Raw genomic sequence first — 23,324 nt, forward strand, 5'->3', positions numbered from 1 at the left:
GCTGGAATCCCGCTCGACTGAGCGCGTGATTCTCGCCACCCTTGATAGGGGTTGCGCTCAGATGAGCGCTTTTCGGGTGGCTGCATCTCTGAAAGGGGTGGCACTGAGTGCCATCCCTTCTGTATTCAAGTAGTGGACTCACTTGGCGCTACGGCTGCTCAGGTGAGCGGATATTGGCTGATCCTTGACCCGCTCCCTTCAAGTGTTGAACGTAAGCCCCGGGTGGTCGTTACGCGCCAGTCACTTTCGATCTGGTGGCGGACGAGTGGTTACGCCCCCGTGACGCGCAAGTGGACATACCCAGACGCCTTCGATCTGGGTATGTTCCTCGCCGTCAGGGCAGCCACCGCGGATTCGAGGAGTCGAGACCCGTGTCGGAAGACAAAGACCTCCAGCACACCCAGAAGTTCGTCTACGACTTCACCGAGGGGAACAGGGACCTCAAGGACCTCCTCGGAGGCAAGGGCGCGAACCTCGCCGAGATGACCAATCTCGGTCTCCCGGTCCCTCCCGGGTTCACCATCACCACCGAGGCGTGCAAGGTCTACCTCGACAGCGGTGACGAGCCGGCCGAGCTGCGCGACGAGGTCAGCGCGCACCTCGACGCCCTCCAGCAGACGATGGGCAAGAAGCTCGGCCAGGCCGACGACCCGCTGCTCGTCTCCGTCCGCTCGGGCGCCAAGTTCTCCATGCCCGGCATGATGGACACCGTCCTCAACATCGGACTCTCCGACGAGTCGGTGGCCGGCCTCGCCAAGCAGTCCGGCGACGAGCGCTTCGCGTGGGACTCCTACCGCCGCCTGATCCAGATGTTCGGCAAGACCGTGCTCGGCGTGGACGGCGAGCTCTTCGAGGAGGTTCTCGACGACGCCAAGGCCGCCAAGAAGGTCACCGTCGACACCGACCTCGACGCGGGCGACCTGAAGAAGCTGGTCAAGCACTTCAAGAAGATCGTCAAGGCCGAGGCCGGACGCGACTTCCCGCAGGACCCGCGCGAGCAGATGGACCTCGCGATCCGCTCGGTCTTCGAATCCTGGAACACCGACCGCGCCAAGCTCTACCGCCGCCAGGAGCGCATCCCGGGCGACCTGGGCACCGCGGTCAACATCTGCTCCATGGTCTTCGGCAACCTCGGCCCCGACTCGGGCACCGGCGTCGCCTTCACCCGCGACCCGGCCTCCGGCCACCAGGGCGTGTACGGCGACTACCTGCAGAACGCCCAGGGCGAGGACGTCGTCGCGGGCATCCGCAACACCGTGCCGCTCGCCGATCTGGAGTCGATCGACAAGGCGTCGTACGACCAGCTCATGCAGATCATGGAGACCCTGGAGACCCACTACAAGGATCTCTGCGACATCGAGTTCACCATCGAGCGCGGCCAGCTCTGGATGCTCCAGACCCGGGTCGGCAAGCGCACCGCCGGTGCCGCCTTCCGCATCGCCACGCAGCTCGTGGACCAGGGCCTCATCGACGAGGCCGAGGCGCTCCAGCGCGTCAACGGCGCCCAGCTCGCCCAGCTGATGTTCCCCCGCTTCGACGACGGGGCCAAGAGCGACCTCATCGGCCGGGGCATCGCCGCCTCGCCCGGCGCCGCCGTCGGCAAGGCCGTCTTCGACTCGTACACCGCCGTCAAGTGGTCGCGCTCGGGCGAGAAGGTCATCCTGATCCGCCGCGAGACCAACCCCGACGACCTCGACGGCATGATCGCCTCCGAGGGCATCCTCACCTCGCGCGGCGGCAAGACCTCGCACGCCGCCGTCGTCGCCCGCGGCATGGGCAAGACCTGTGTCTGCGGCGCCGAGGAGCTGGAGGTCGACACCAAGCGCCGCCGCATGACGACGCAGGCCGGCACCGTCATCGAAGAGGGCGACCTCGTCTCCATCGACGGCTCCACCGGCAAGGTCTACCTCGGTGAGGTCCCGGTCGTGCCGTCCCCGGTCGTCGAGTACTTCGAGGGCCGCATGCACGCGGGCGCCGACGACGCCGACGAGCTCGTCCAGGCCGTGCACCGGATCATGGCGTACGCGGACCGGGTACGCCGGCTGCGCGTACGGGCCAACGCCGACAACGCCGAGGACGCCCTGCGGGCCCGCCGCTTCGGCGCCCAGGGCATCGGCCTGTGCCGCACCGAGCACATGTTCCTCGGCGAGCGGCGCGAGATGGTCGAGCGGCTCATCCTCGCCGACACCGACGACGAGCGCGAGACGGCACTCAGTGCCCTGCTGCCGCTCCAGAAGAAGGACTTCGTCGAGCTGTTCGAGGCGATGGACGGACTCCCCGTCACCGTCCGCCTGTTGGACCCGCCGCTGCACGAGTTCCTGCCCGACATCACGGAGTTGTCGGTCCGCGTCGCGCTCGCCGAGTCCCGCAAGGACGCCAACGAGAACGATCTGCGCCTGCTCCAGGCCGTGCACAAGCTGCACGAGCAGAACCCGATGCTGGGTCTGCGCGGCGTACGCCTGGGCCTGGTCATCCCCGGTCTGTTCGCCATGCAGGTCCGGGCGATCGCCGAGGCGGCCGCCGAGCGCAAGAACGCCAAGGGCGACCCCCGCGCCGAGATCATGATCCCGCTGGTCGGCACCGTCCAGGAGCTGGAGATCGTCCGCGAGGAGGCCGACGCCGTCATCGCCGAGGTCGAGGCCGCCACCGGCACCGACCTCAAGCTGACCATCGGCACCATGATCGAGCTGCCCCGCGCCGCCCTGACGGCCGGTCAGATCGCCGAGGCCGCCCAGTTCTTCAGCTTCGGCACCAACGACCTCACCCAGACGGTCTGGGGCTTCTCCCGCGACGACGTCGAGGCCAGCTTCTTCACCGCGTACCTGGAGAAGGGCATCTTCGGGGTCTCTCCGTTCGAGACCATCGACAAGGACGGCGTCGGCTCGCTCGTGCGCTCCGCCGTCGAAGCCGGCCGCGCCACCCGCCCGGACCTGAAGCTCGGCGTCTGCGGCGAGCACGGCGGCGACCCCGAGTCGGTGCACTTCTTCCACGAGGTGGGCCTGGACTACGTGTCCTGCTCGCCGTTCCGCATCCCCGTGGCGCGCCTCGAAGCGGGCCGCGCCGCAGCCGAGTCCAAGGGCAGCGACTCGCGATAAGCCCCGGAGCCGCCGCCGGGTCCCCGACCCTCAACACCGATCCGGCGGCGGCTCCGGAACACCAAGAAGGGGCAGCAACCCTGTGCGGGGGTGCTGCCCCTTTTGCGTTGGCTCTTCCCGCCCCGCCCCGGTAAGCGTTCGCCGGGCGCGTTCGCGGTACACGTCCCGGGTGTGCGGGCGCTTAATTCCTGTTGAATGGCGGACATTTAACGGGGTGGTGGCCGGAAATGCAGAGTGCGGTTCACGGATCCCCACCCGTGAACCGCACTCTGTCAACCGCGCCGAGCACGGAGCCGCCACCTACGCCCACCGCCGCCAGAACCTGTGAAGCCCCCCACGGTCTTCGCAGAATCTTTCCGGTTGGCCCGGTGTCGTGCCCGACGAGGTACAGCTTTTCGTCCCCGGGGCCCCTTGCGCGAGGCCTTTCAACTGTGGCTGAAAGGCCCGTGGTCACGTGCAGTGACGGGAGGCATACTCAGTCGAGTCGGTCGGGGGATCAATTGCGGATGCAACACAAGGCAACAGGTTGCAACACAGTGGACAGGTGGGGTTTCGGTGCTGCGCATTCATTTCACCGGCGAGGATCTGGCTCGGCTCCGTATGGCGCCGGGTCCTGACACGCTGTGGGAAACGATTCTCAGCTTTCACCGCTTAAGGGACCGGCGGGGCGCCTCCGTATTCGGTGAATGGCGACAGGAAACTCGCGGCCGGTTGAGCGGAGAAACACGATTGCTCTCCGCAGTCGTTCCGTGTCGGGGATATTTCCCCGACTTTCTCACGCCGCCCAAGGGCCCGCATTCCCTGGAGACCGGACTGGAGCGAATTCGCGAGACACGGCCCGAGCGGCTGCACGCCGAACTCTCCCGGCTCCCCGCGGGCCGCCCGACGACCGGCTGGGCGGCCTCGCTCGCGGACGGCTGCACCACCCAACTCGGCCGCCTCGCGGATGCGTTGGCCGCCTACCACCAGGCGGCCGTCTCCCCGTACTGGTCGCACATACAGACCCGGGTCGACGCCGACCGGGCGGCCCGCGGCCGGGCGCTCCTGGACGGCGGCGCCGACGAACTCCTCGCCTCGCTGCCGCCGATGCTGCGCTGGCGCGCACCCGTCCTGGAGGCCGACTACCCGGTCGACCGCGAACTCCATCTGGGCGGGCGGGGGTTGCTCCTGCAGCCCTCCTTCTTCTGCCGCCGAACCCCGGTCGCCCTCCAGGACCCGAAGCTGCCGCCCGTGCTCGTCTACCCCGTGACGCACACCCAGGCGCCGTACGAATCCCCGCCGGGCCCCGAGCGCGGCACCTCGCTCGGCCGGCTCGTCGGCCACACCCGCTCCAGCGTGCTCCAGGCCATCGGCAACGGCTGCACCACCAGCGAACTCGCCCGCAGGGCAGGCGTCTCGCTCGCCTCCGCCAGCCAGCACGCGGGCGTCCTGCGCGACGCCGGGCTCCTGGTCACGCTGCGGCACGGCAACTCCGTATTGCATACGCTGACCCCGCTCGGCTCCGCGCTGCTCTGCGGCGGGACCCCGCGCGTGCCGAGGCCGCGTCAGTCGTCGATCCCCGAGCGCTCCACGCCGGCCACGATGTAGCGCTGGAGCAGCAGGAAGACCAGGACCAGCGGGACGATCGAGACGGCCGCCGCGACGAACAGCTCGTGCAGGTTGACCACCTGGGCGGTGGTGAAGGTGGAGAGCGCCACCTGCACCGTCCAGGCGTCTTGGTCCTGGCCGATGACCAGCGGCCACAGAAAGGAATTCCAGGCGCCGATGAACACAATGGTGCCGACGGCCGCGAAGACCGGGCGCGCATTGGGCACGACGATCCTCCAGTACGTACGCCAATATCCAAGTCCGTCGACGCGGGCCGCATCCTCCAACTCACGTGGAAATCCCGTGAAGAACTGGCGAAAGACGAAGCACGCGAACCCGGAGAACAGGGTGGGGATGATCAGGCCGCGCAAGCTCGACACCCAGCCGAGGGACGAAACAAGAACGAAACTTGGTACGAACGTGACCGCCGCGGGAACCATCAGCGTGCCGAGCACCGCGTAGAAGACCTGGTTGGCGAACCGGTACGGGATGCGCGCGAGGCCGTACCCCGCGAGCGAGGCGAACAGCAGGGTGCCCAGCGTCGTCGCGACGGCGATCAGCGCCGAGTTGAGCAGCGAGCGGGCCATCGGGACCGCGGGGTCGTCGAAGAGTTCGCGCACGTTCGACCAGTGCAGGGTGGACGGGAAGAACGTCCAGTCGGGCGAGGTGATGTCCTGCTCGGCGGCCAGGCCGTTGCGTACCAGCAGGTAGAAGGGGACCAGGAAGAGCAGCGCGAGCGCGGCCAGGATCGCCCAGCGCAGGGCGCGGCCGACCCGTACGAGCGCCTCGTCGGGGCGGTTGTTCCTTCGGGCGCCGGGTCGGCGGGGCGCGGTCATCAGTCGGCCTCCTTCCTGCCCAGGCCGAACCAGCGGGCCTGGAACACCGTCACCACCGCGATGATCAGCGCGAGGATCACCGCGCCCGCGCTGCCCGCCCCCAGGTTCTGCCCCTGGCCGAGGGCGGTGTAGTAGAGGTAGACCAGCGGCGGGCGGGCGTAGGGCGGGTAACCGCGGGCGTCGGACAGCAGGTTGTAGAACTCGTCGAACGCCTGGAACGCGTTGATCACCAGGAGCAGCACCACCGCGATCGACGTGGTGCGCAGCTGGGGGAAGGTGATGTGCCGGAACACCTGCCAGCCGGGCCGGGCGCCGTCGACCGCGGCCGCCTCGTACAGCCGCGGGCTGATCCGCTGGAGCCCGGCCAGGAAGAGGATCATGTAGAACCCGGCCTGCAGCCAGAGCCGCACCGTCACGATGACCAGCCAGTACCAGGGCGGATGCGTTGTCGAGAGCCAGGCCGTCTGGTCGGCGCCGAACCAGCCGAGCACGGTGTTGGCGAGGCCGAACCGCACCCCGTTGAAGATCGACATCTTCCAGATCAGCGCGGCGACCACGTACGAGCAGGCCGCCGGCAGGAAGAACACCGAGCGGAAGAACGCCTGGAAGCGGCGGATCCGGTTCACCATCAGCGCGAGGCCGAGCGCGAGCGCGTACGTCGCCGGGACGATGAACAGCGAGAACACCGCGAACGTCCCCAGGCTGGACGTGAACGCGCCGTCGCGCAGCATCGCCGTGTAGTTGTCGAACCCCACGAAGTCGGTCGGCGAGACCGTGTTGTGGGCGTCGAAGAAGCTCAGGTAGACGCTCCACAGCAGTGGGACGTACGTGAAGAGCGCGAGCCCCGCCGCGAACGGGCCGACGAAGATCCAGAACCAGAGGGTGTTGTCCGAAAAGCGCCGTCGCATGGCTGTCAGCTCTTCTTCACCCGCTGAAGTTCGTCATTGGTCTTCCGGATGACAGATTTCAACTCGCTGTCAGGGCTGGCCCCGTCCTTGATGATCCGGTTCAGCGCGTCCTGGTACGCCGTCTGCAGCGTCGGCGTCCACAGCAGGGGCTGGGCGTAGCCGTGCTCCGTCGCGTACGTCACCGCGTCGGCCGCCGCGCCCTGCCGCAGCTTGGCCGCCTTCTTCGCGAGCGAGAGCCGGGCCGGGATGTGGAAGCCGTAGGACAGCGCGAAGTCCTCCTGGAAATCGGTGCGTTCCACCCACAGCCACTTCACGTAGGCCTTCGCCTCGGCCTGGCGCTCCGAGCGGGTGGACACCGCGGCGGCGTACGCCCCGACCGGCACCGAGGGCTTCCCGTTCGGGCCGTCCTTGGGGAAGGGCAGCACCCCGAAGTCGTCGCCCAGCGCCTTCTGCACGGCGGGCAGCGCCCACAGCCCCGACCACTGCATCGCGGTCAGGCCCTGGAGGAACGCGGAGGGGTCCGACCAGTCGGAGGGCGCCCCGAGCAACAGCGACTCGTCGGCGTACAGCTGACGCAGCTTGCCGAGCGTGCGGGCGGCGGCCGGGTCGTCGAAGCCCGCCCTGCCGTCGGCGGTGACCAGGCTCAGCCCGGCCGCGTACAGCGGCGTACCGCCGAGGACGCCCGCTCCGCCGTCGTTGCCGAGGAAGAGCCCCTTGACCTTGTTGCGCGTCAACGCCTTGGCCGCGTCCACGAGTTCGTCCAGGGTGGCCGGCGGCTGGACGCCCGCATCCTTGAGGAGGCTCTTGCGGTAGTAGAGGAACTGCGTGTCGACGACCTGCGGGATGCCCCAGACCTTCCCGTCGTACGTCTTGGGTGCGAGCACCGCCGGATTGAAGTCGTCCTTCACCCCGTCGAGCAGCGCGCTGAGATCGGCGACCTGGCCGCCCCGGATCTGGTCCAGGGTCGGCCCGTTGACCTCGAAGACGTCCGGGCCCGACGCCGTGAGCAGCGCGGCCGCGGTCTGCTGGTCGTAATTGCCGGGCCGCCACTGCACGGCGACCTTCGCCTTGTCGTACGCGGCCGCGTAACGGCGCACGGCGGCCTCGGTGCCGGCCTCGCCGTACTGGTGGTACCAGTGGTCGAGCGTGACCTTCCCGTCCGGTGAACTCCCTTTGTCCCGGCCGGTGTTGGAGCCGCAAGCGGTGAGCAGACCGAGTGCGGCCCCGGTACCGAGCAGTGTCCGGCGGCTGATCGTCATGGCGTACGCCCCCTGTTCGTCATCCCGCTGTACGCCTCAACGATCAACCATGCAGGGGGATTACGACAGCGATATTGCGGCGATGTGTCGGCCCGGACGAATGTGCCCGCCCGGTCAGGCCTCGACGCGGGCCGCGCTCGGGCCGAGCCGGAAGCGCAGCCGGCAGATCACCGCGTCGGTGTCCTTGCGCACGGCGTGGGCGAGGACGGCGCCGCGCTGGTTCTGCAGCATCCGCTGCCAGATGTGCGCGGGCTCCACCTCCGGTATCAGCACCGTGACCCGGGTGTGCGGGTGGTAGGTGTGGACGCGGCTCACGTAGTCGGCGACCGGCCGGCCCAGGCTGCGGTGCTGGGAGGTCAGCTCGACCAGCTCCACGCCCGGGTTCCACAGCTCCCAGTCGCGGCGCAGCGCCTCCATGTCGCGCCGGTCGTCCTCGTCGGGGTGGCTCACCGTCACGGCCCGCACCTCGTCGCCCAGGGACACGGCGGCGTTCAGGGCCTCGCAGGTCAGCCGGGACAAGTGGGAAACCGGCACGATCACCAACGACCGGTCGCGGCGCGGCGGTTCGGGCACCCGGCCGAGGCCCAGGCGGTCCGCGATGCGTCCGTACGCCCGGTGGACGGCCTCGAAGGCGAGCACCAGGAGCGGCAGCGCGATGACGATCAGCCAGGCGCCCTCGGTGAACTTGGTGGCGGTCACCACGACCGCCGAGATGCCGGTCAGGACCGCGCCGAAGCCGTTGAGGACGGCCTTCCACCGCCAGCCGGGGGAACGTTCCAGGCGCCAGTGGATCACCATGCCGGTCTGGCAGATGGTGAAGCCGACGAAGACACCGATCGCGAAGAGCGGGACCAGAGTATTGGTGTCGCCGCCCGAGAAGACCAGGAGCGCCGCGGACACGGCGGCAAGGGCGAGCACGCCGTGCCGGTGCACCTGACGGTCGGCCTTGAGGCCGAAGACGTGCGGCAGGTAGTTGTCGCGGGCCAGCAGCGACATGAGGACGGGCAGCCCTCCGAAGGACGTGTTCGCGGCGAGCGCCAGAAGGATGACGGTGGCGAACTGCACGACGTAGAAAGCCCAGTTGTGGCCGAGGGACGCGTCCGCGAGCTGGGCGAGGACGGTGACGCCCTCGACCGGCTGGAGGTGGAAGCGGCCGATGAGCACCGAGAGGCCGATCAGCATGACCCCGAGCAGCGCGCCGAGCGCCACCTCGGTGCGCTGGGCGCGCTTGGCGGCCGGGGCACGGAAGGACGGCACGGCGTTCGCGACGGCCTCGACGCCGGTCAGCGCGGAACACCCGGACGCGAAGGCCTTGAGCAGCAGCAGGGCGCCGACGCTGGTCGCGTTGCCCGCCAGGACGGAGGCGTGCCCGTCGGCGGTGTACGTGGACGCGGGCGCGGAGCGGAAGAGGCCGACGACGACGATCGCGAGGATGGAGGTGATGAACACCGCGGTCGGGACGATGAACGCCTTCGCCGAGTCGACGATGCCGCGCAGGTTGATGGCGGTGACCAGGACGAGCACGCCGAGGCAGATGACGAGCCGGTCACCGTAGAGACCGGGGAAGGCCGAGGTCAGCGCGGCCACGCCCGCCGTGACGGACACGGCCACGTTCAGGACGTAGTCGAGGATCAGCGAGGCGGCGGCCACCAGGCCGGTGCGGGCGCCCAGGTGGCGGCGGGCCACCGCGTAGGAGCCGCCGCCGTTCGGGAAGGCCGCGATGACCTGCCGGTAGGAGGCGACGAGCACCGCGAGCAGCCCGGCGATGGCCAGCGTCACGGGAAGCGTGAAGCCGAGCCCGTACGCACCGGCCCCGGCGAGGACCAGGACGATGGCCTCCGGTCCGTACGCCACGGAGGCCATCGCGTCCAGGGAGAGAGCGGCCAGCCCCTGCGTGGCGGTGAGCCGGTGCCGGTCGACCGCTCCGGGAGGTTCTTCGGGGGCCGCGTCGCTGACGACGGCCTTCGACGTGGTGAGCATTCGCCCAGCGTGCGACCCGCCCCGCCCGTTGCCACGCCCCCTTGGCGCCCCCTTGTCGGAGGGCGGCCGCATCCATACGCGGTCTTGACGCGAGGGCCTTTCCAGACGGGGAGCCCCACAGAGGAGAGGGCGCTCTGCCGCCGCCCGAAAAACAAACGCGGCACGGCGATGAGTTTTCGCGCGGGCCGCCGTCTACCCCTCGTAAGCAACGCCACCACCCACGAGGGAGCACGACATGCCCACCATGATCTTCGTCAATCTGCCGGTGAAGGACCTGGACCGCTCGAAGGACTTCTTCGGCAAGCTGGGCTACTCGTTCAATCCCCAGTTCACCGACGAGAACGCGGGCTGTCTGGTCATCAGCGACACGATCTACGCGATGCTGCTCACCGAGCCGTTCTTCAAGGGCTTCACGAAGCGCCAGATCGCCGACACCGCGACGACCGTCGAGTCGATCGTCTGCCTGAGCGCCGACAGCCGCGAGGAGGTCGACCGCCTGGTCGACACCGCGCTGGCCTCCGGCGGCTCGCCCGCCCAGGAGACCATGGAGCAGGGGCCCATGTACGGCCGCTCCTTCCTGGACCCGGACGGGCACCACTGGGAGGTCATGTACATGGACCCGGCCGCGATCAACGCCTGAGCCGGCCCGGCCGAAGGGGCGTCAGCTTTTCGTACGTCACGCCGGTGAGCTGCTCGGAAGCCGCCCAGAGACGTTCACCGGCGATGTCGTCCAGCGTCCACTTGGCCCGCCAGGACTTGGCGGGCGCGCCGCGCCACATCATCAGGGACGGGCCCGTGAACGAGTCGGGCCGCACCCCGGGCGCGGTCGCCGCGTACAGCGTGGGCAGCGCGCCGGCCTCGGCGGGCTGGGCCATGACGCGGTTGCCCAGCTCGACGATCCGCTCGGCGACCTTGCGGCCCTCCATCCGTACGCCCCGCGTCTGGAGGCCGGTCGCGGCGTAGCCGGGGTGCGCGGCCGCCGCGACGATGTCCGAGCCCGCAGTCCGCAGGCGTCGCGCGAGCTCATGGATGAAGAGCAGGTTCGCCGACTTGGACCGCCCGTAGGCGATCCAACGCCGGTAGTGGTGCTCGCTGTTGAGATCGCCGAGGTCGATATTGGCCAGCGCGTGCATCCCACTGGACACGCTCACCACACGCGCCGCCGCGGCCGCCCGCAGCCGGGGCAGCAGCAGTCCGGTGAGCGCGAAGTGCCCCAGGTGGTTGACGCCGAACTGCGTCTCGAACCCGTCGGCCGTCCTCCCGTAGGGAAGCGCCATCACGCCCGCGTTGTTGACGAGCAGATCGAGCTGTCCGTACGGGAACGTCGCGGCGAACTCCCGCACCGAGGCGAGGTCGGCCAGGTCGAGCCGCCTGAACTCGGCCTCCGCGCCCGGGACTTCGGCCCTGATGCGCTCCTCGGCCTCCCGGCCGCGCGGCTCGCTGCGGCAGGCGAGCACCACCCGTGCGCCACGGCGGGCCAGCTCCCGCGCCGTGACCAGACCGATGCCGCTGTTCGCCCCGGTGACGACGGCCGTGCGGCCGCTCTGATCGGGGATGTCCTGAACACTCCAGCCCTGAGCCATGCGCCCACCGTACCGGTGGGTATGCCTGGTGAGCGGGGTGGGGCCGTGGTGGCGTACGGGTCAGGCGGAGGCGCCGCCGTCGATGACGAGGTCCGCGCCGACGACCGAGGCGGCGTCGTCGGAGGCCAGGTACAGCACGGCCGCCGCGGCCTCGGCCGTCGTCGAGACCCGGCCGAGCGGCTGGACCTCCTTCATGCGGATCGCCCGCTCGGCCTCGCTCTCGCCCGGCCGCAGCGACATGGTGGTGTCGATCGGACCCGGGCTCACCACGTTGATCCGCACCCCGTCCTGAATGTGGTCGAGGGCGGCGCCCCTGGTCAGCGCGCTGACGGCGGCCTTGGACGTGGCGTACGCGGCGAGGCCGGGACGGCGGCTGTGGGCGCCCAGGTTGGAGGCGATGTTGACGATGGCGCCGCCCGACTCCTGGGTGCGCATGTGGGCGATCTCGGCTTGGAGCGCGTAGAGAACGCCGGTGACGTTGACAGATATCAGCGTCTGCCAGTCACTCTCCGACAGCTCGACGACGGGGGCGCCGCCGCGGAAGACCCCGGCGTTGTTGACCGCCACGTCGAGGGAACCGAACCGTTCGACCACGTCGGCCACCAGGCCGCGCACGGCCGCGGATTCGGACACGTCGGCGGTGAACGCGGCCGCCGTGCCGCCCGCCTGTGCGATCAGAGCCACCGTCTCGTCGAGGGTCGCGGCCGTACGCCCGGCGACGGCGACCCGGGCCCCCTCGGCGGCGAAGGCGAGCGCGACGGCCCGGCCGAGCCCGGAACCGGCGCCGGTGACGAGAACGGTCTTGTGCGCGAAACGAGCAGACATATTCTTGACCAATCGTTCTGTTATCGGGGTGTGGGTGGCTAAGGCCGGGGGCAGTGGGCAATCGCGCACCGGTCAGTCGAGCACCGTCAGAATCTGTTCGGCCGCATCCCGCACCCGCCCCGGCTCGCCGGACGCCTTGCCGACGATCCGTACTCCCTGGAGGAAGACGAGCAGCATCCGGGCGAGCCCGCGCGGATCGCGGTCCGCGGGCAGTTCGCCCTGCGCCTGGGCCCGTACGAGCGCGGAGCGCAGCAGGGTCTCGATGTGCTCCCAGCTGAGCTCGACCCGGCGGGCCGCGGCGCTGTCGTGCGGGGCGAGTTCCGCGGCGGTGTTGGTGACGAAACAGCCGGTCAGGCGGGATGTATGGGCCGTCGACTCGGCGGCGAAGCGCCGCACCACACTGCGTACGGCGGGCAGTGCGGGCCCGGGGCCGGACAGCTCGGCGAGCAGTTCGGGGTCGCGGTGCTCCGCGTACCGGTCAAGGGCCTTGAGGTACAGCTCGTGCTTGTTGCCGAACGTCGCGTAGATGCTGGCGCGGCCGATGCCGAGGTGCTCGACGAGGTCCGCCATCGACGTCGCCTCGTAGCCGCGCCGCCAGAACAGCTCAAGGGCTGACTGGAGCGCGGCGTCAGGGTCGAATTCCTTGGTCCTGGCCACATGGCGACAGTAGAACTAATTGGAACGATCGGTCAAGTAAGCCTGGACGGCCTGCGCTTCGTCGTCCAGGCAGGTCCCGGTCTCCAGGTCGAAGCGGTGTTTCAGGAGCGGGGACGCGACATAGGGACGGCCCTCCGGAGTGGAGCCGAGCAGTCCGCGGGAGAGGACGTAGGCGCCGGTGAACGGGTCACGGTTGTCGATGGCGTACGTACGGCCGCGGCGGTCGCTGAAGACGGCGGCCTGGCGGCCGTCGGGCAGCAGGGCCGCCACCCCGCGCCCGGGGGTCAGGCGGGCGGCCTCGCAGACCTCGAACCAGCCGTCGTCCAGCTTGAGTTGGACCATCGTCATCGGGTCGCTCCCAGGGTGAGGAGGGGCAGCTCGGGCTTGATCTGGTCGCGCTCTGGGACGAACCTGACCGACGGGTCGGGTGCGCCGGGCGCGTTCACGAAGGACACGAAACGGGCGAGCCGCTCGGGGTCGTCGAGGGTCTCGGCCCACTCGTCGCGGTAGCCGGCCACGTGCGCCGCCATCAGGGCCTCCAGCTCGGCGCAGATGCCGAGCGAGTCGGTCACCACTACGTCCTTGACGTGGCTCAGGCCGCCCTCGATCCGCTCCAGCCAGACCGAGGTGCGCTCCAGGCGGTCGGCGGTGCGGATGTAGAACATCAGGAATCTGTCGATCAGACGGACAAGTTCGTCATCTGTCAGATCCTGCGCCAGCAGATCGGCGTGGCGGGGGCTGGCGCCGCCGTTGCCGCCGACGTACAGGTTCCAGCCGTTGGCCGTGGCGATCACGCCGAAGTCCTTCGACTGGGCCTCGGCGCACTCGCGGGCGCAGCCGGACACCGCCGACTTCAGCTTGTGCGGCGAGCGCAGGCCCCGGTAGCGCAGCTCCAGGTCGATCGCCATCCGCACCGAGTCCTGCACCCCGTAGCGGCACCAGGTCTGCCCCACGCAGGACTTGACCGTGCGCAGCGACTTCCCGTACGCGTGCCCCGACTCGAAGCCCGCGTCCACCAACCGGGTCCAGATGGAAGGGAGTTGATCGACGCGCGCGCCGAACAGGTCGATGCGCTGACCGCCGGTGATCTTCGTGTAGAGCCCGAAGTCCCGTGCCACCTCGCCGATCACGATGAGCTTGTCCGGGGTGATCTCGCCGCCCGGGATGCGCGGCACGATCGAATACGAGCCGTTGCGCTGCAAGTTGGCCAGGAAATGATCGTTGGTGTCCTGAAGCGCGGCCTGCTCGCCGTCCAGGATGTGTCCGTTTCCGAGCCCGGCCAGGATCGAGGCGATCGCCGGCTTGCAGATCTCGCAGCCCTCGCCGCCTCGCGCCCGCGCGCGCCCGTGCCCGTCGAGGAGCTCGGTGAACGAGCCGATGCGCAGCGCCAGCGCGATCTCGTACAGCTCCTGGCGGGTCTGTGCGAAGCAGCCGCACAGGCCGCCGTCGCCGGACTTCGGGAGCAGCATGCCGATGGTCTTGACGCAACTGCCGCAGCCCGTACCGGCCTTGGTGCACTTCTTGACCTCGGGCAGCGAGGAGCACGCGGCGATCGCGCCCTTGGTCACGTTGTGGCAGGAGCAGATGACCGCGTCGTCCGGCAGCGCCTCCGGGCCCAGCGCGGCCGGCGCGCCGAGCCCGGCCGGCAGGACCAGCTGCTCGGGGGAGACCGGCGGCACGTGCCCGGTGAGCGGCCGCAGCATGCCGTACGCGTCGGCGTCGCCGACCAGGACTCCGCCGAGCAGCACGCCCTCGGGCGACACGACCAGCTTCTTGTAGATCCCGGAACGCGAGTCCGAGTAGACGACGTCGAGGCAGCCGTCGGCCGTGCCGTGCGCGTCGCCGAACGACGCCACGTCGACGCCGAGCAGCTTCAGCTTCGTCGACAAGTCGGCCCCGGTGAAGGTGCGTCCGGAGGCGGCGGCGATCGCGTCGGCCGCCGTCTGGGCCATGTCGTATCCGGGCGCGACCAGGCCGTACACGCGGCCGTCCGAGGCGAGCGCGCACTCGCCGATCGCGAACACCGAGGGGTCGCTGGTGCGGCACTGCTCGTCGACGACGATGCCGCCGCGCTCGCCCACCGCGAGGCCGCAGTCGCGGGCCAGCTGGTCACGGGGGCGGACACCGGCGGAGAAGACCACCAGGTCGGTCGACAGATGAGAGCTGTCAGAAAGTGTCATTCCATTGACGTGGCCCTCGTCGCCGGCCGTGATCTCCCGCGTGCCGACACCCGTGTGCACGGTGAGGCCCATGTTCTCGATGGTGCGAAGGAGTGCGGCGCCACCGCCCTCGTCGACCTGCACCGGCATCAGCCGGGGCGCGAACTCCACGATGTGCGTGGTCAGTCCGAGCCCGCGCAGCGCACCGGCCGCCTCCAGGCCGAGCAGCCCGCCGCCCACCACCGCGCCGGTCGTCGCGGTCTTCGCGTACTCCTCGATGGCGAGCAGGTCCTCGATCGTCCGGTAGACGAAGCAGCCGGGGGTGTCCTTGCCGGGGACCGGCGGCACGAACGGGTACGAGCCGGTGGCCAGGACGAGCGTGTCGTACGCGAAGGTCCGCCCCGAGCGCGCGGTGACCGTGCGCGCGGCCCGGTCGACCGACTCGGCGGGATCGTCCACGTACAGCTCTATCCCGTGCTGCCGCATGAAGTCGTCGGGCACGAGGCTGAGTTCGTCAGGTGTCCTTCCCTCGAAGTACGAGGTGAGGTGGACGCGGTCGTAGGCGGGGCGGGGCTCCTCGCACAGCACGACCACCCGGGTCCGCCCGGTCGTCCCGCGCTCGGCGAGCGCCTCCAGGAAGCGCTGGCCGACCATGCCGTGGCCGACGACCACGATCGTGGAAAGGTGTTCGGTGGACACGTCAGGAACCTCCGTCGTGGGTGAGCAGGTGGAGCAGGGGCGCGTCCGGTACGGGCTCGTCGCCCTCCCAGGTCCGGGCGAGCGCCCCGACCGCCCCGAGATCGCCGAGGAGCACGCCCCCGACCAGGCGGTCGCCGCGCACGACGACCTTGCGGTAGGCACCCCGGGTCGCGTCCGCGAGGTGAGCCACGTCGTCGCCGGGGCGGGGCGTGGGCTCGCCGAACGCGGCGAGGTCCAGAGGGCGCGGACCACCGAGCGTGAGCCGGGTCAGACCGCGCGTCCCGGAGTAGGAGCCGCGCCCGGTGGCCAGCAACGCGCCCAGCGCGTCGGCCTGTTCGAGCGCCGGTCCCGCGAGCCCGTACACCGTGCCGCGATGCTCGGCGCAGTCGCCGACGGCATGGATGTACGGGTCCGAGGTGCGCAGCTCGTCGTCGACGACCACGCCCTGGCGCACGTCGAGCCCGGCGGCTAGCGCGAGGCCGGTCCGGGGGCGGACCCCGGTGGCGAGAACGACGAGTTCGGCGCCGAGGACGAATCCGTCGGCGAGCTCGACGTCGGTGCCGGCAGGACCGGTGAGACCGCGCACCCGGCACTCGGTGTGCACTTCCACACCGAGGTGTTCGAGATGGGTGCGGACCAACGCCGAGGCAGCGACGTCCAGCTGACGCTCCATCACGCGCTCGCCCTGCTGGGCGAGGACGACCTGGGCGCCGCACTCGGCGAGCGCCCGCGCGGCCATCACACCGAGCAGCCCGCCCCCGATGACCACCGCCCGGGTCCCCTCGCGGGCCCTCTCGCGCAGGGCGAGCGCGTCGTCGAGGGTGCGGAAGGGGTGGACGCCGTCGGGGAGTCGGCCCTCGCGCAGGCCCCTGAGCGGCGGCAGCACCGGGTTCGACCCGGTCGCGAGCACGAGGCGCCCGTACGGGACGGCCCCGGCGTCGTCGCAGTGCACCACGCGGGCCGCGCGGTCGATCCGCACCGCCCGCACGCCGCGCCGCACCGGTACGGGGGGCAGCGATATCACCTCGGGCCCGTACCGCCCGGCGACCACCTCCGCGAGGAGCACCCGGTTGTACGGTGCGTGGGTCTCCTCGCCGATGACGGTCACCGGGACATGCCGGGCCAGGCGGGCACCCGCTGTGCCGCCGCCGATCACCACGATGTCCGTACTCATGTGCCCAGCGTGCGCGGCGGCTGTTACCCGTCCGCATCCCGCCGATTTCCACGGCGGAACCTTGAGCTCAGCGGAGCGGGGGGTGGGATGTGAGGGGAGCGGAGCGAGGGGAGCCGATGCTCCAGCCCGTCGGGCAGGGGCAGGGGCAGGGGGTGGGGTAAACCGAACCATGAAGTTCCGTGCTGGCACGATCGAATCGGGGGACCGGGGGCGGGAGCCTTGACGCATGGACCTCGCGCAGCGGCATTCCGCACCCGCACCTGTACGCACACCTGCACAGGCACCCACACCGCCCCGCCCCGTCGCGGGCCCGGCCGTCACCGACCAGCACGCCACGCACCGTGCGGCTCCCCGCCTCGGCTGGAAGGGCATCCTGCGGGAGCCGTTCCGGGCCGGGACGTGGCTGCGGCTCGCCTATCTCCTGCTGGCCCTGCCCGTCGGCATCCTGTGCGTCCCGACAGCCCTGGTGGGCGGCCCGGCGGGCCGGATCCAGCGCGGGCTCGCCCGCAGGCTCCTGGGCGTGGAGGTGCCCGACCCCGGGCGCACGGGCCCGCTCGCCCTGGCCCACGCCGTGATCAGCCTGCCGCTCAACCTGATAGCGCTCACCGTGTCGGGCTACTTCTGGACGGTCGTCGTCATGAACCTGGCCTACCCGCTGCGGCCCGGGGGCGACCCGAGCGACGCGTGGGGCGGCCCCACCATGGCCGGCGCGTGGGCGGTGCACGGCATAGGCGGCGGATTGCCCTTCCTGCTCATCACACCCTGGGTGATGAAGGGCTTCACCGCACTCCAGGCCCGCCTGGTCAAGGGCTTCCTCGGCGCCGACCGCACCGGGCTGCTCAGGACCACCGGGATCGCCCTCGCCGTCGCTGCGATCTGCGCCATCCTGTCCATACCAGTGATCCACCAGCTCTGATCGGCGGCTCTAGGGTTGTTCCCCATGCACCGCCTGCGCTTTCCGGGCTCCTTGGAGTTCCCCTACCGGCGAGACCGACTCGGCCCGATCGGCCGCTCCGCGCTCTGCTCGCTCATCGCGCTGCCGCTCGCCCTGACCGGCCTGGCCCTGGTCGCCGCGGTCCTGCTGATCGGCGCGGTGCTGTCGTGGACGGCGTTGGGGCTCTGGCTCATCGCCGCCGCCATCCGCGCGGCCCTGGCCCTCGGAGATCTCCAACGGGCCCTGGCCAAACGGCTGTTGGGGCTTGAGATCGACCCGCCGGTACGGGCGGAGACGAGCGGCGTCTTCGACTGGCGGCGCGCTGTGCTCGGCGGCCGACACGGATGGCGGGCGGTGGGCTGCGCCCTGGCGGCCCCGCTCACGGCCCTGCTGGCCCTGGGCTCCGTATACATCGGCTTTGTGCACGGGGTGCTCTTGACCCTGTACCCGGTGCTCAAGCGCTGGAACTACTTCACGATCCGGGAGCCCGACGGTTCCGTACGGCACGTGGGAATGGAGGTGGGCGGAGTGGAGCTCGACAGCTGGCCCCGGTGGCTGCTGCCCTTCGCCGTCGGCCTGCTGCTCCTGTACGCGGCACCCTGGCTGGTCCGCCATGCCCTCGCCCCGCACCGGCTGCTGCTCACCGCGCTGCTCGGGCCGGACCGGGCGGACCAGCGCATCCGCACCCTGGAGGAGACCCGCGCCCAGGCCGTCGACGACGCGGCCGCCACCCTGCGCCGGATCGAGCGCGACCTCCACGACGGCACCCAGGCCCGCCTGGTGGGCCTGGGCATGCACCTCACGATGATCCGCGAACTGGTGGCGGGCGGCGCCGGGCAGGACCGCATCCTGAGAGTCGTCGAGACCGCGCAGGGCAACGCCAAGCAGGCTGTCGCCGACCTGCGCCATCTGGTCAAGGGCATCCACCCGCCCGTGCTCGACCAAGGACTGGACGCCGCCCTTGCCACCCTCGCCGCCGACAGCGCCCTGCCCGTCCGAGTGAGCTGCGGAATCGAGGGCAGACCGAGCCCGGCCGTCGAATCCATCGCCTACTTCTGCACGGCGGAACTGCTGGCCAACGCGGCCAAGCACAGCGGGGCTTCGGAGGTGACGGTCACGGTGCACGGCGCGGCGAAGATCCTGCTGCTCACCGTCGAGGACAACGGGCGCGGGGGAGCGGTGGTCGGCGCGGGCAGCGGACTGGCCGGCCTGCGGGCCCGGGTCCGTACCGTCGACGGCTCCCTGACCTGCGACAGCCCACCCGGAGGGCCTACGGTGGTGAGCGTGCTGCTGCCTTTCAGATGAACGGCGGTCTCTGTCGAGTGCGGGCCTTTGAACACCGAGAACTCTGAACACCGAGAACTCTGAACACCGAGAACAGGGCGGGTCATTCATGCGGGTCGTCATCGCCGAGGACTCCTCGATCCTGCGCGACGGGCTCGTCCAGCTCCTGGAGATGCGCGGGGTGGAGGTGGCGGCCGCCGTGGGGGACGCGCAAGCGCTGCTGGCCGCGGTCGCCGAACACCGGCCGGACGCGGCGGTGGTGGACATCCGGCTGCCGCCGACACAGACCGACGAGGGGCTGCGGGCAGCCGTGCAGATCCGCCGGACGGCGCCGGGCACCGGGGTGCTGATCTTCTCGCAGTACGTGGAGACCAAGTACGCGGCGCAGCTCATCGGGGACGGCGGGGCGGGGGTGGGCTATCTGCTCAAGGAACGGGTCGTGGACATCGGGGAGTTCGTGAACGCCCTGGAGCGGGTGGCGGCGGGTGGCACCGCACTCGACCCGGAGGTGGTGGCCCAGCTGTTCGGGGCGAGCCGGCGGGCCGCCGCGCTCGACGCGCTCACCCCGCGCGAGCGGGAAGTGCTCGGGCTGATGGCGGAGGGCCGCACCAACCAGGCCATCGCCGGGTCGTTCGGGGTGTCGGAGCGGGCAGTGGAGAAACACATCGCGAACATCTTCGCCAAGCTGGACCTGCCGCCCTCCGAATCGGGCCACCGCCGGGTGCTCGCCGTACTGCGTTACCTGGACCGGCAAGGCAGCTGAAGGCGGTCGGCGCCCGGGTCGGGGCAGGGCCGGCTTAATCGGCGGTCAGCCCACCCTCAAGGGCGCCTTAAGGATCCCGGATCCGCCTCTGACCAGGGCCTTTCGTGAGTCGCTCCGACCTAGGCTGCCGGGCGTGACGATCGAGGCCACCGACCCGCGGCTTGCCGCGTACCCAGCCCTGTCCGCCTATCTCGCCCACCAGTCTCATCAGTCGTATCAGTCCCAACAGCGGCCTCAAGTAGGCGAGTTGGGCCCCAAGCGGCCGGGTCTGGACGCCGCCGGCCCGGCTACTGCCGAGGAGCGGGCCGCGGCGCCCGTACCCGACGACGTGCGGGCGCTGCGCATCCGGCCGAAGGTCATGCGGCGGGGGATCGTCGGTGGGGCCGGGGGCGTGGGTCTGCTGTGGGGTGCGCAGGCGGCACCGTCCGCGCGCCTGGACGCGCTGTTCGGGAGCGGGGCCCACCTGTCGGGGCTGCTCGCGGGCTACGGAATCCTGGTGATGCTGCTGCTCATGGCCCGGGTCCCCGCCGTCGAGCACGGCGTGGGCGCCGACCGGCTCGCCCGCTGGCACGCGCTGGGCGGGCGCTACGTACTGAGCCTCGTCGGCGCGCACATGGTGCTCGCGCTGTGCGGATATGCCGCCCACACCGGCACCGATCTGCTGACTTCGGCCGCCCAACTGCTCGGCTACGTCGGGATCCTGGCGGCCGCGCTGGGGACGTTCGCGCTGGTGGTGGCCGGAGTCAGCTCGGTGCGGGCCGCTCGGGCGCGGATGTCGCAGGAGACCTGGCGTGCCCTGCACTTCCTCACCTACCTCGGGGCCGCGCTCGCCTTCGCCCACCAACTGGTCGGCCCCGACGTGTCAGGCAGCCCGCTCACCGTGTGGGTCTGGGCGATGCTGCACGCCACCGTCGCCGTGCTGATCGTCTGGTACCGGGGCGTCGTCCCCGTACGGCAGGCGCTGCGGCACGCACTCCGCGTCGCCGAGGTGCGTGACGAGAGCCCGGACGTCGTCTCCGTCGTGATGCGCGGCACCGGGCTCGACGCGCTGCGCGCCGAACCAGGGCAGTTCCTGCGCTGGCGGTTCGTGCAACGCAGGCTGTGGCACACTTCGCTGCCGTTCTCGCTGTCCGCGCCGGTCAGGGACGACACCGTACGCATCACCGTCAAGGCGCTCGGTGTCCACAGCCGGCGGATACGGCGGCTGCGGCCGGGCACCCGGGTCCTGGCCACCGGACCGTTCGGCGCGATGACCGCGCACCGCCGCACCCGCCGCAAAGTGCTGCTCCTGGCCGGCGGGGTCGGGATCACGCCCATGCGGGTCCTCTTCGAGACGCTGCCCGCCGCACCCGGCGACCTCACCCTGCTGTACCGGGCGAGCAACGCCGCCCAGTTGGTGCTGCGCGACGAACTGGAGGCCATCGCCGCCCAGCGAGGGGCCGCGCTGCACTACCTCCTCGGCCCGTCCGACGCGTCGTTCGACCCGCTCGCGCCGCAGGCCCTGTGCAACATCGTCCCCGGCCTCGCCGAGCACGACGTCTACCTGTGCGGCCCCGGCCCGATGGCGGAGGCGGCGACCGCCTCGCTCATCAGGGCGGGGGTGCCCGAACAGCACATCCACACCGAGCAGTTCAGCTTCTGAACCCCGCCGACCGACGCCCGCGGAACCACGCCCTCCGGCCGAACCGGCCGACCGAACACCGCCGAACCGAGGAATCGCAGAGCCATGGCCCGTCACCGCAAGTGCGCCGCCCCCGTCCCCCTCGACCGCGCCCGGCGCCGGCTCGCGGCCGGGCTCACCGCCACCAGCGCCCTCGCCGCCACCTTCCTGGCCGTCGCCGTCACCCCGGCCGCGCCGCCCGCCCCCGACCGGACCCCGGCGGCCACAAGCTCAGATCTGGCTCAGGCATCCGGAAAGTAATAGACGAACCAGCCGATCGCTCCTTAAGGTCGCGATCATGCCCGACATATCGCTGACCATGCTCATCGTGCTGTGCCTCGCCGCGGGCGCAGCCGGCTGGATCGACGCGGTGGTCGGCGGCGGCGGACTGCTCATGCTGCCCGCCCTGCTCCTCGGCCTCCCGCACGTCCCCGCCGCGCACATCCTCGGCACCAACAAGGCCGTCGCCATCGTCGGCACCTCGGGTGCCGCCGTGACGTATGTGCGCAAGGCGCCGGTGAACGTGAAGACGGCGGTACGGATCGGGCTCGCCGCGCTCGCGGGCTCCATGACCGGCGCGTTCTTCGCGGCCGGCATCAGCAGCGCGGTGCTGCGCCCGGTCATCCTGGTCGTGCTGCTCGGCGTCGCCGCGTTCGTCATGTTCAAGCCCGCGTTCGGCACCGGGACCAGCGGGCAGCCCGTCACCCGGGCCCGTACCGTCACCGCGATCGTGCTCGTCGGCGGCGGCATCGGTCTCTACGACGGCCTCTTCGGCCCCGGCACCGGCACGTTCCTCGTCCTCGCCCTCACCGCCGTGCTCCACCTCGACCTGGTGACCGCGAGCGCCACCGCCAAGATCGTGAACGTCTGCACCAATGTCGGGGCGCTCGCGATGTTCGCCTACCAGGGCAACGTCATGTGGCAACTGGCCGCGATCATGGCCGTGTTCAACCTGGCGGGCGGTCTGATCGGCGCGCGCATGGCACTGAGCAAGGGCAGCGAGTTCGTGCGCGGCGTGCTGCTCGTGGTCGTCTTCTCGCTGGTCGCCAAGCTGGCGTTCGACCAGTGGAACGCGTAAGCGCTCCGCTTTGGGGAGGGGAGTGGTCGTCGTTCTGGTGCGGGTCCGGTGGGGGCTGGTCGCGCCCACGCGGCGGAGCCGCACGATGTCACAGCCCCGCGCCCCTAACCCCGCTTTCGGCCTCGGGCCGTGCGTGAGCCCGCTCAGGGGGCGCTGACCCGTGTCGCCCCGGCCACCCCCGTCAGGTGGGCGAAGGCGACCACGTTGCCCCGGTAGCCGGTCTGCTGCGAGAAGCCTCCGCCGCAGGTGATCAGGCGTAGTTCCGGGCGTGCGGCGGGGCCGTACACCTTCGTGTCCGGGAACGCGTCATTCTCGTAGACCTCGACCGCGTCGACCTCGAACACCGCGGTCCGCCCGTCCTCGCGGGTCACCTCGACCCGGCTGCCCTTCTTCAGCGCCCCGAGTGAGTAGAAGACGGCCGGGCCGCGGGAGTCGTCGACGTGGCCCGCCATCACGGCCGTGCCCCGGGCGCCCGGCGCCGTGCCGTCCTTGTACCAGCCGGCCATGTTCGTGTTCCCCGGCGGCGGCACGTCCAGGCTGTGGTCGGGGCCGAGCCCGAGCCGCATCACGGGCGCGTCGACGCGGATCGAGGGGATCTTGATCCGTACGGGTTCGGAGGGCGGCAGGCCCTCGGCGGGCGGGAGTTCGGCCACGGCACGCGCGGCGGACCCGGAGCGGGAGTCGCCCGTGATTCCGCTCCGTTGCGACGCCGGCCCCGCCGCGAACCTCTCGGCCGCCGACGGCTGCGGAGGCTCCACGGTCTCGAAGCCCCGCTCGATCAGCCACAGGCCGACGAACGCGGCGACCACCATCAGCCAGCCCGCGTTGCGCCGTGCGATCCGG

The 23,324-nt window shown here is 70.9% G+C and carries 20 protein-coding genes; 9 read left to right on the forward strand and 11 right to left on the reverse strand.

The annotated features are described in order from the left end of the window. The first annotated feature begins 371 nt into the window (after positions 1-371). Entirely contained in the window at positions 372-3,095 is a 2,724-nt protein-coding gene (gene ppdK / locus ADK54_RS22850; protein WP_053727550.1) for a pyruvate, phosphate dikinase, read from the forward strand. A gap of 555 nt (positions 3,096-3,650) precedes the next feature. Continuing rightward, complete coding sequence (locus ADK54_RS22855) at positions 3,651-4,682, forward strand: ArsR/SmtB family transcription factor (protein WP_078966555.1); 1,032 nt, start codon at positions 3,651-3,653, stop codon at positions 4,680-4,682. Here ADK54_RS22855 and ADK54_RS22860 read toward each other — a convergent pair. The 4 genes from ADK54_RS22860 to ADK54_RS22875 all read right to left on the reverse strand — a co-directional run bounded on the left by ADK54_RS22860 (position 4,640) and on the right by ADK54_RS22875 (position 9,665). Then, entirely contained in the window at positions 4,640-5,518 is an 879-nt protein-coding gene (locus ADK54_RS22860) for a carbohydrate ABC transporter permease (protein ID WP_053727551.1), read from the reverse strand. The two genes, ADK54_RS22855 and ADK54_RS22860, sit on opposite strands and share 43 nt — an antisense overlap. Then, entirely contained in the window at positions 5,518-6,426 is a 909-nt protein-coding gene (locus tag ADK54_RS22865; RefSeq protein WP_053727552.1) for a carbohydrate ABC transporter permease, read from the reverse strand. The genes ADK54_RS22860 and ADK54_RS22865 overlap by 1 nt, the downstream gene beginning before the upstream one ends. A gap of 5 nt (positions 6,427-6,431) precedes the next feature. Beyond that, the gene (locus ADK54_RS22870; RefSeq protein ID WP_199827019.1) at positions 6,432-7,685 is read right to left on the reverse strand and encodes an ABC transporter substrate-binding protein; all 1,254 of its coding nucleotides are present in this window, start codon (positions 7,683-7,685) and stop codon (positions 6,432-6,434) included. A 114-nt stretch (positions 7,686-7,799) separates the two neighbouring features. After that, complete coding sequence (locus tag ADK54_RS22875; protein ID WP_053727553.1) at positions 7,800-9,665, reverse strand: APC family permease; 1,866 nt, start codon at positions 9,663-9,665, stop codon at positions 7,800-7,802. A 235-nt stretch (positions 9,666-9,900) separates the two neighbouring features. Between ADK54_RS22875 and ADK54_RS22880 the strand changes: the two genes are divergently transcribed. Next, positions 9,901-10,305, forward strand: a complete 405-nt coding sequence (locus ADK54_RS22880) for a VOC family protein (protein WP_053727554.1) — start codon at positions 9,901-9,903, stop codon at positions 10,303-10,305. On the opposite strand, the gene ADK54_RS22885 is transcribed toward ADK54_RS22880, so the two are convergent. The 6 genes from ADK54_RS22885 to ADK54_RS22910 form a co-directional block, all read right to left on the reverse strand. Beyond that, positions 10,295-11,248: an oxidoreductase gene (locus ADK54_RS22885; RefSeq protein ID WP_053727555.1), complete on the reverse strand. Its 954-nt coding sequence runs from the start codon at positions 11,246-11,248 to the stop codon at positions 10,295-10,297. The genes ADK54_RS22880 and ADK54_RS22885 overlap by 11 nt on opposite strands. Before the next feature lie 60 nt (positions 11,249-11,308). Next, positions 11,309-12,073, reverse strand: a complete 765-nt coding sequence (locus tag ADK54_RS22890; protein ID WP_053727556.1) for an SDR family NAD(P)-dependent oxidoreductase — start codon at positions 12,071-12,073, stop codon at positions 11,309-11,311. 72 nt (positions 12,074-12,145) lie between these two features. Next, positions 12,146-12,730 carry a TetR/AcrR family transcriptional regulator gene (locus ADK54_RS45035; RefSeq protein WP_053727557.1) on the reverse strand — a complete coding sequence of 195 codons (585 nt, stop codon included), beginning with the start codon at positions 12,728-12,730 and terminating at the stop codon, positions 12,146-12,148. A 15-nt stretch (positions 12,731-12,745) separates the two neighbouring features. Continuing rightward, positions 12,746-13,078, reverse strand: coding sequence for a nitrite reductase small subunit NirD (gene nirD / locus ADK54_RS45040; RefSeq protein WP_053727558.1), 333 nt, complete (start codon positions 13,076-13,078; stop codon positions 12,746-12,748). Then, positions 13,075-15,543, reverse strand: a complete 2,469-nt coding sequence (nirB, locus tag ADK54_RS22905; protein ID WP_053727592.1) for a nitrite reductase large subunit NirB — start codon at positions 15,541-15,543, stop codon at positions 13,075-13,077. The genes nirD and nirB overlap by 4 nt, the downstream gene beginning before the upstream one ends. 46 nt (positions 15,544-15,589) lie before the next feature. Then, on the reverse strand, positions 15,590-16,762 hold the full coding sequence (locus ADK54_RS22910) for an NAD(P)/FAD-dependent oxidoreductase (RefSeq protein ID WP_053727559.1): 1,173 nt from the start codon (positions 16,760-16,762) through the stop codon (positions 15,590-15,592). Between the two features lie 226 nt (positions 16,763-16,988). On the opposite strand from ADK54_RS22910, the gene ADK54_RS22915 reads away from it, so the two are divergent. The 6 genes from ADK54_RS22915 to ADK54_RS22940 all read left to right on the forward strand — a co-directional run bounded on the left by ADK54_RS22915 (position 16,989) and on the right by ADK54_RS22940 (position 22,481). Further along, entirely contained in the window at positions 16,989-17,678 is a 690-nt protein-coding gene (locus ADK54_RS22915) for a sensor domain-containing protein (RefSeq protein WP_053727560.1), read from the forward strand. 24 nt (positions 17,679-17,702) lie between these two features. Continuing rightward, the gene (locus tag ADK54_RS22920; protein WP_078966558.1) at positions 17,703-19,001 is read left to right on the forward strand and encodes a sensor histidine kinase; all 1,299 of its coding nucleotides are present in this window, start codon (positions 17,703-17,705) and stop codon (positions 18,999-19,001) included. A gap of 88 nt (positions 19,002-19,089) precedes the next feature. Then, positions 19,090-19,743 carry a response regulator transcription factor gene (locus tag ADK54_RS22925; RefSeq protein ID WP_053727561.1) on the forward strand — a complete coding sequence of 218 codons (654 nt, stop codon included), beginning with the start codon at positions 19,090-19,092 and terminating at the stop codon, positions 19,741-19,743. A 133-nt stretch (positions 19,744-19,876) separates the two neighbouring features. Then, positions 19,877-21,385, forward strand: a complete 1,509-nt coding sequence (locus tag ADK54_RS22930) for a ferric reductase-like transmembrane domain-containing protein (protein WP_234392168.1) — start codon at positions 19,877-19,879, stop codon at positions 21,383-21,385. A gap of 84 nt (positions 21,386-21,469) precedes the next feature. Then, positions 21,470-21,664 carry a hypothetical protein gene (locus tag ADK54_RS22935; RefSeq protein WP_053727562.1) on the forward strand — a complete coding sequence of 65 codons (195 nt, stop codon included), beginning with the start codon at positions 21,470-21,472 and terminating at the stop codon, positions 21,662-21,664. A 37-nt stretch (positions 21,665-21,701) separates the two neighbouring features. Beyond that, positions 21,702-22,481, forward strand: a complete 780-nt coding sequence (locus tag ADK54_RS22940; RefSeq protein WP_053727563.1) for a sulfite exporter TauE/SafE family protein — start codon at positions 21,702-21,704, stop codon at positions 22,479-22,481. A gap of 143 nt (positions 22,482-22,624) precedes the next feature. On the opposite strand, the gene ADK54_RS22945 is transcribed toward ADK54_RS22940, so the two are convergent. Beyond that, entirely contained in the window at positions 22,625-23,293 is a 669-nt protein-coding gene (locus ADK54_RS22945; RefSeq protein ID WP_199827020.1) for a class F sortase, read from the reverse strand. Between the last annotated feature and the right edge of the window lie 31 nt (positions 23,294-23,324).

This window comes from Streptomyces sp. WM6378 (genome assembly GCF_001279695.1).
Taxonomy (GTDB): Bacteria; Actinomycetota; Actinomycetes; order Streptomycetales; family Streptomycetaceae; genus Streptomyces.

Bases quoted from the DNA above. Each gene is read 5' to 3' on its own strand.
- ADK54_RS22860 (WP_053727551.1), bottom strand. From the start codon at position 5,518: ATGACCGCGCCCCGCCGACCCGGCGCCCGAAGGAACAACCGCCCCGAC.
- ADK54_RS22865 (WP_053727552.1), bottom strand. From the start codon at position 6,426: ATGCGACGGCGCTTTTCGGACAACACCCTCTGGTTCTGGATCTTCGTC.
- ADK54_RS22870 (WP_199827019.1), bottom strand. From the start codon at position 7,685: ATGACGATCAGCCGCCGGACACTGCTCGGTACCGGGGCCGCACTCGGT.
- ADK54_RS22875 (WP_053727553.1), bottom strand. From the start codon at position 9,665: ATGCTCACCACGTCGAAGGCCGTCGTCAGCGACGCGGCCCCCGAAGAA.
- ADK54_RS22880 (WP_053727554.1), top strand. From the start codon at position 9,901: ATGCCCACCATGATCTTCGTCAATCTGCCGGTGAAGGACCTGGACCGC.
- ADK54_RS22885 (WP_053727555.1), bottom strand. From the start codon at position 11,248: ATGGCTCAGGGCTGGAGTGTTCAGGACATCCCCGATCAGAGCGGCCGC.
- ADK54_RS22890 (WP_053727556.1), bottom strand. From the start codon at position 12,073: ATGTCTGCTCGTTTCGCGCACAAGACCGTTCTCGTCACCGGCGCCGGT.
- nirD (WP_053727558.1), bottom strand. From the start codon at position 13,078: ATGACGATGGTCCAACTCAAGCTGGACGACGGCTGGTTCGAGGTCTGC.
- nirB (WP_053727592.1), bottom strand. From the start codon at position 15,543: ATGGTCGGCCAGCGCTTCCTGGAGGCGCTCGCCGAGCGCGGGACGACC.
- ADK54_RS22910 (WP_053727559.1), bottom strand. From the start codon at position 16,762: ATGAGTACGGACATCGTGGTGATCGGCGGCGGCACAGCGGGTGCCCGC.
- ADK54_RS22915 (WP_053727560.1), top strand. From the start codon at position 16,989: ATGGACCTCGCGCAGCGGCATTCCGCACCCGCACCTGTACGCACACCT.
- ADK54_RS22920 (WP_078966558.1), top strand. From the start codon at position 17,703: ATGCACCGCCTGCGCTTTCCGGGCTCCTTGGAGTTCCCCTACCGGCGA.
- ADK54_RS22925 (WP_053727561.1), top strand. From the start codon at position 19,090: ATGCGGGTCGTCATCGCCGAGGACTCCTCGATCCTGCGCGACGGGCTC.
- ADK54_RS22935 (WP_053727562.1), top strand. From the start codon at position 21,470: ATGGCCCGTCACCGCAAGTGCGCCGCCCCCGTCCCCCTCGACCGCGCC.
- ADK54_RS22940 (WP_053727563.1), top strand. From the start codon at position 21,702: ATGCCCGACATATCGCTGACCATGCTCATCGTGCTGTGCCTCGCCGCG.
- ADK54_RS22945 (WP_199827020.1), bottom strand. From the start codon at position 23,293: ATGGTGGTCGCCGCGTTCGTCGGCCTGTGGCTGATCGAGCGGGGCTTC.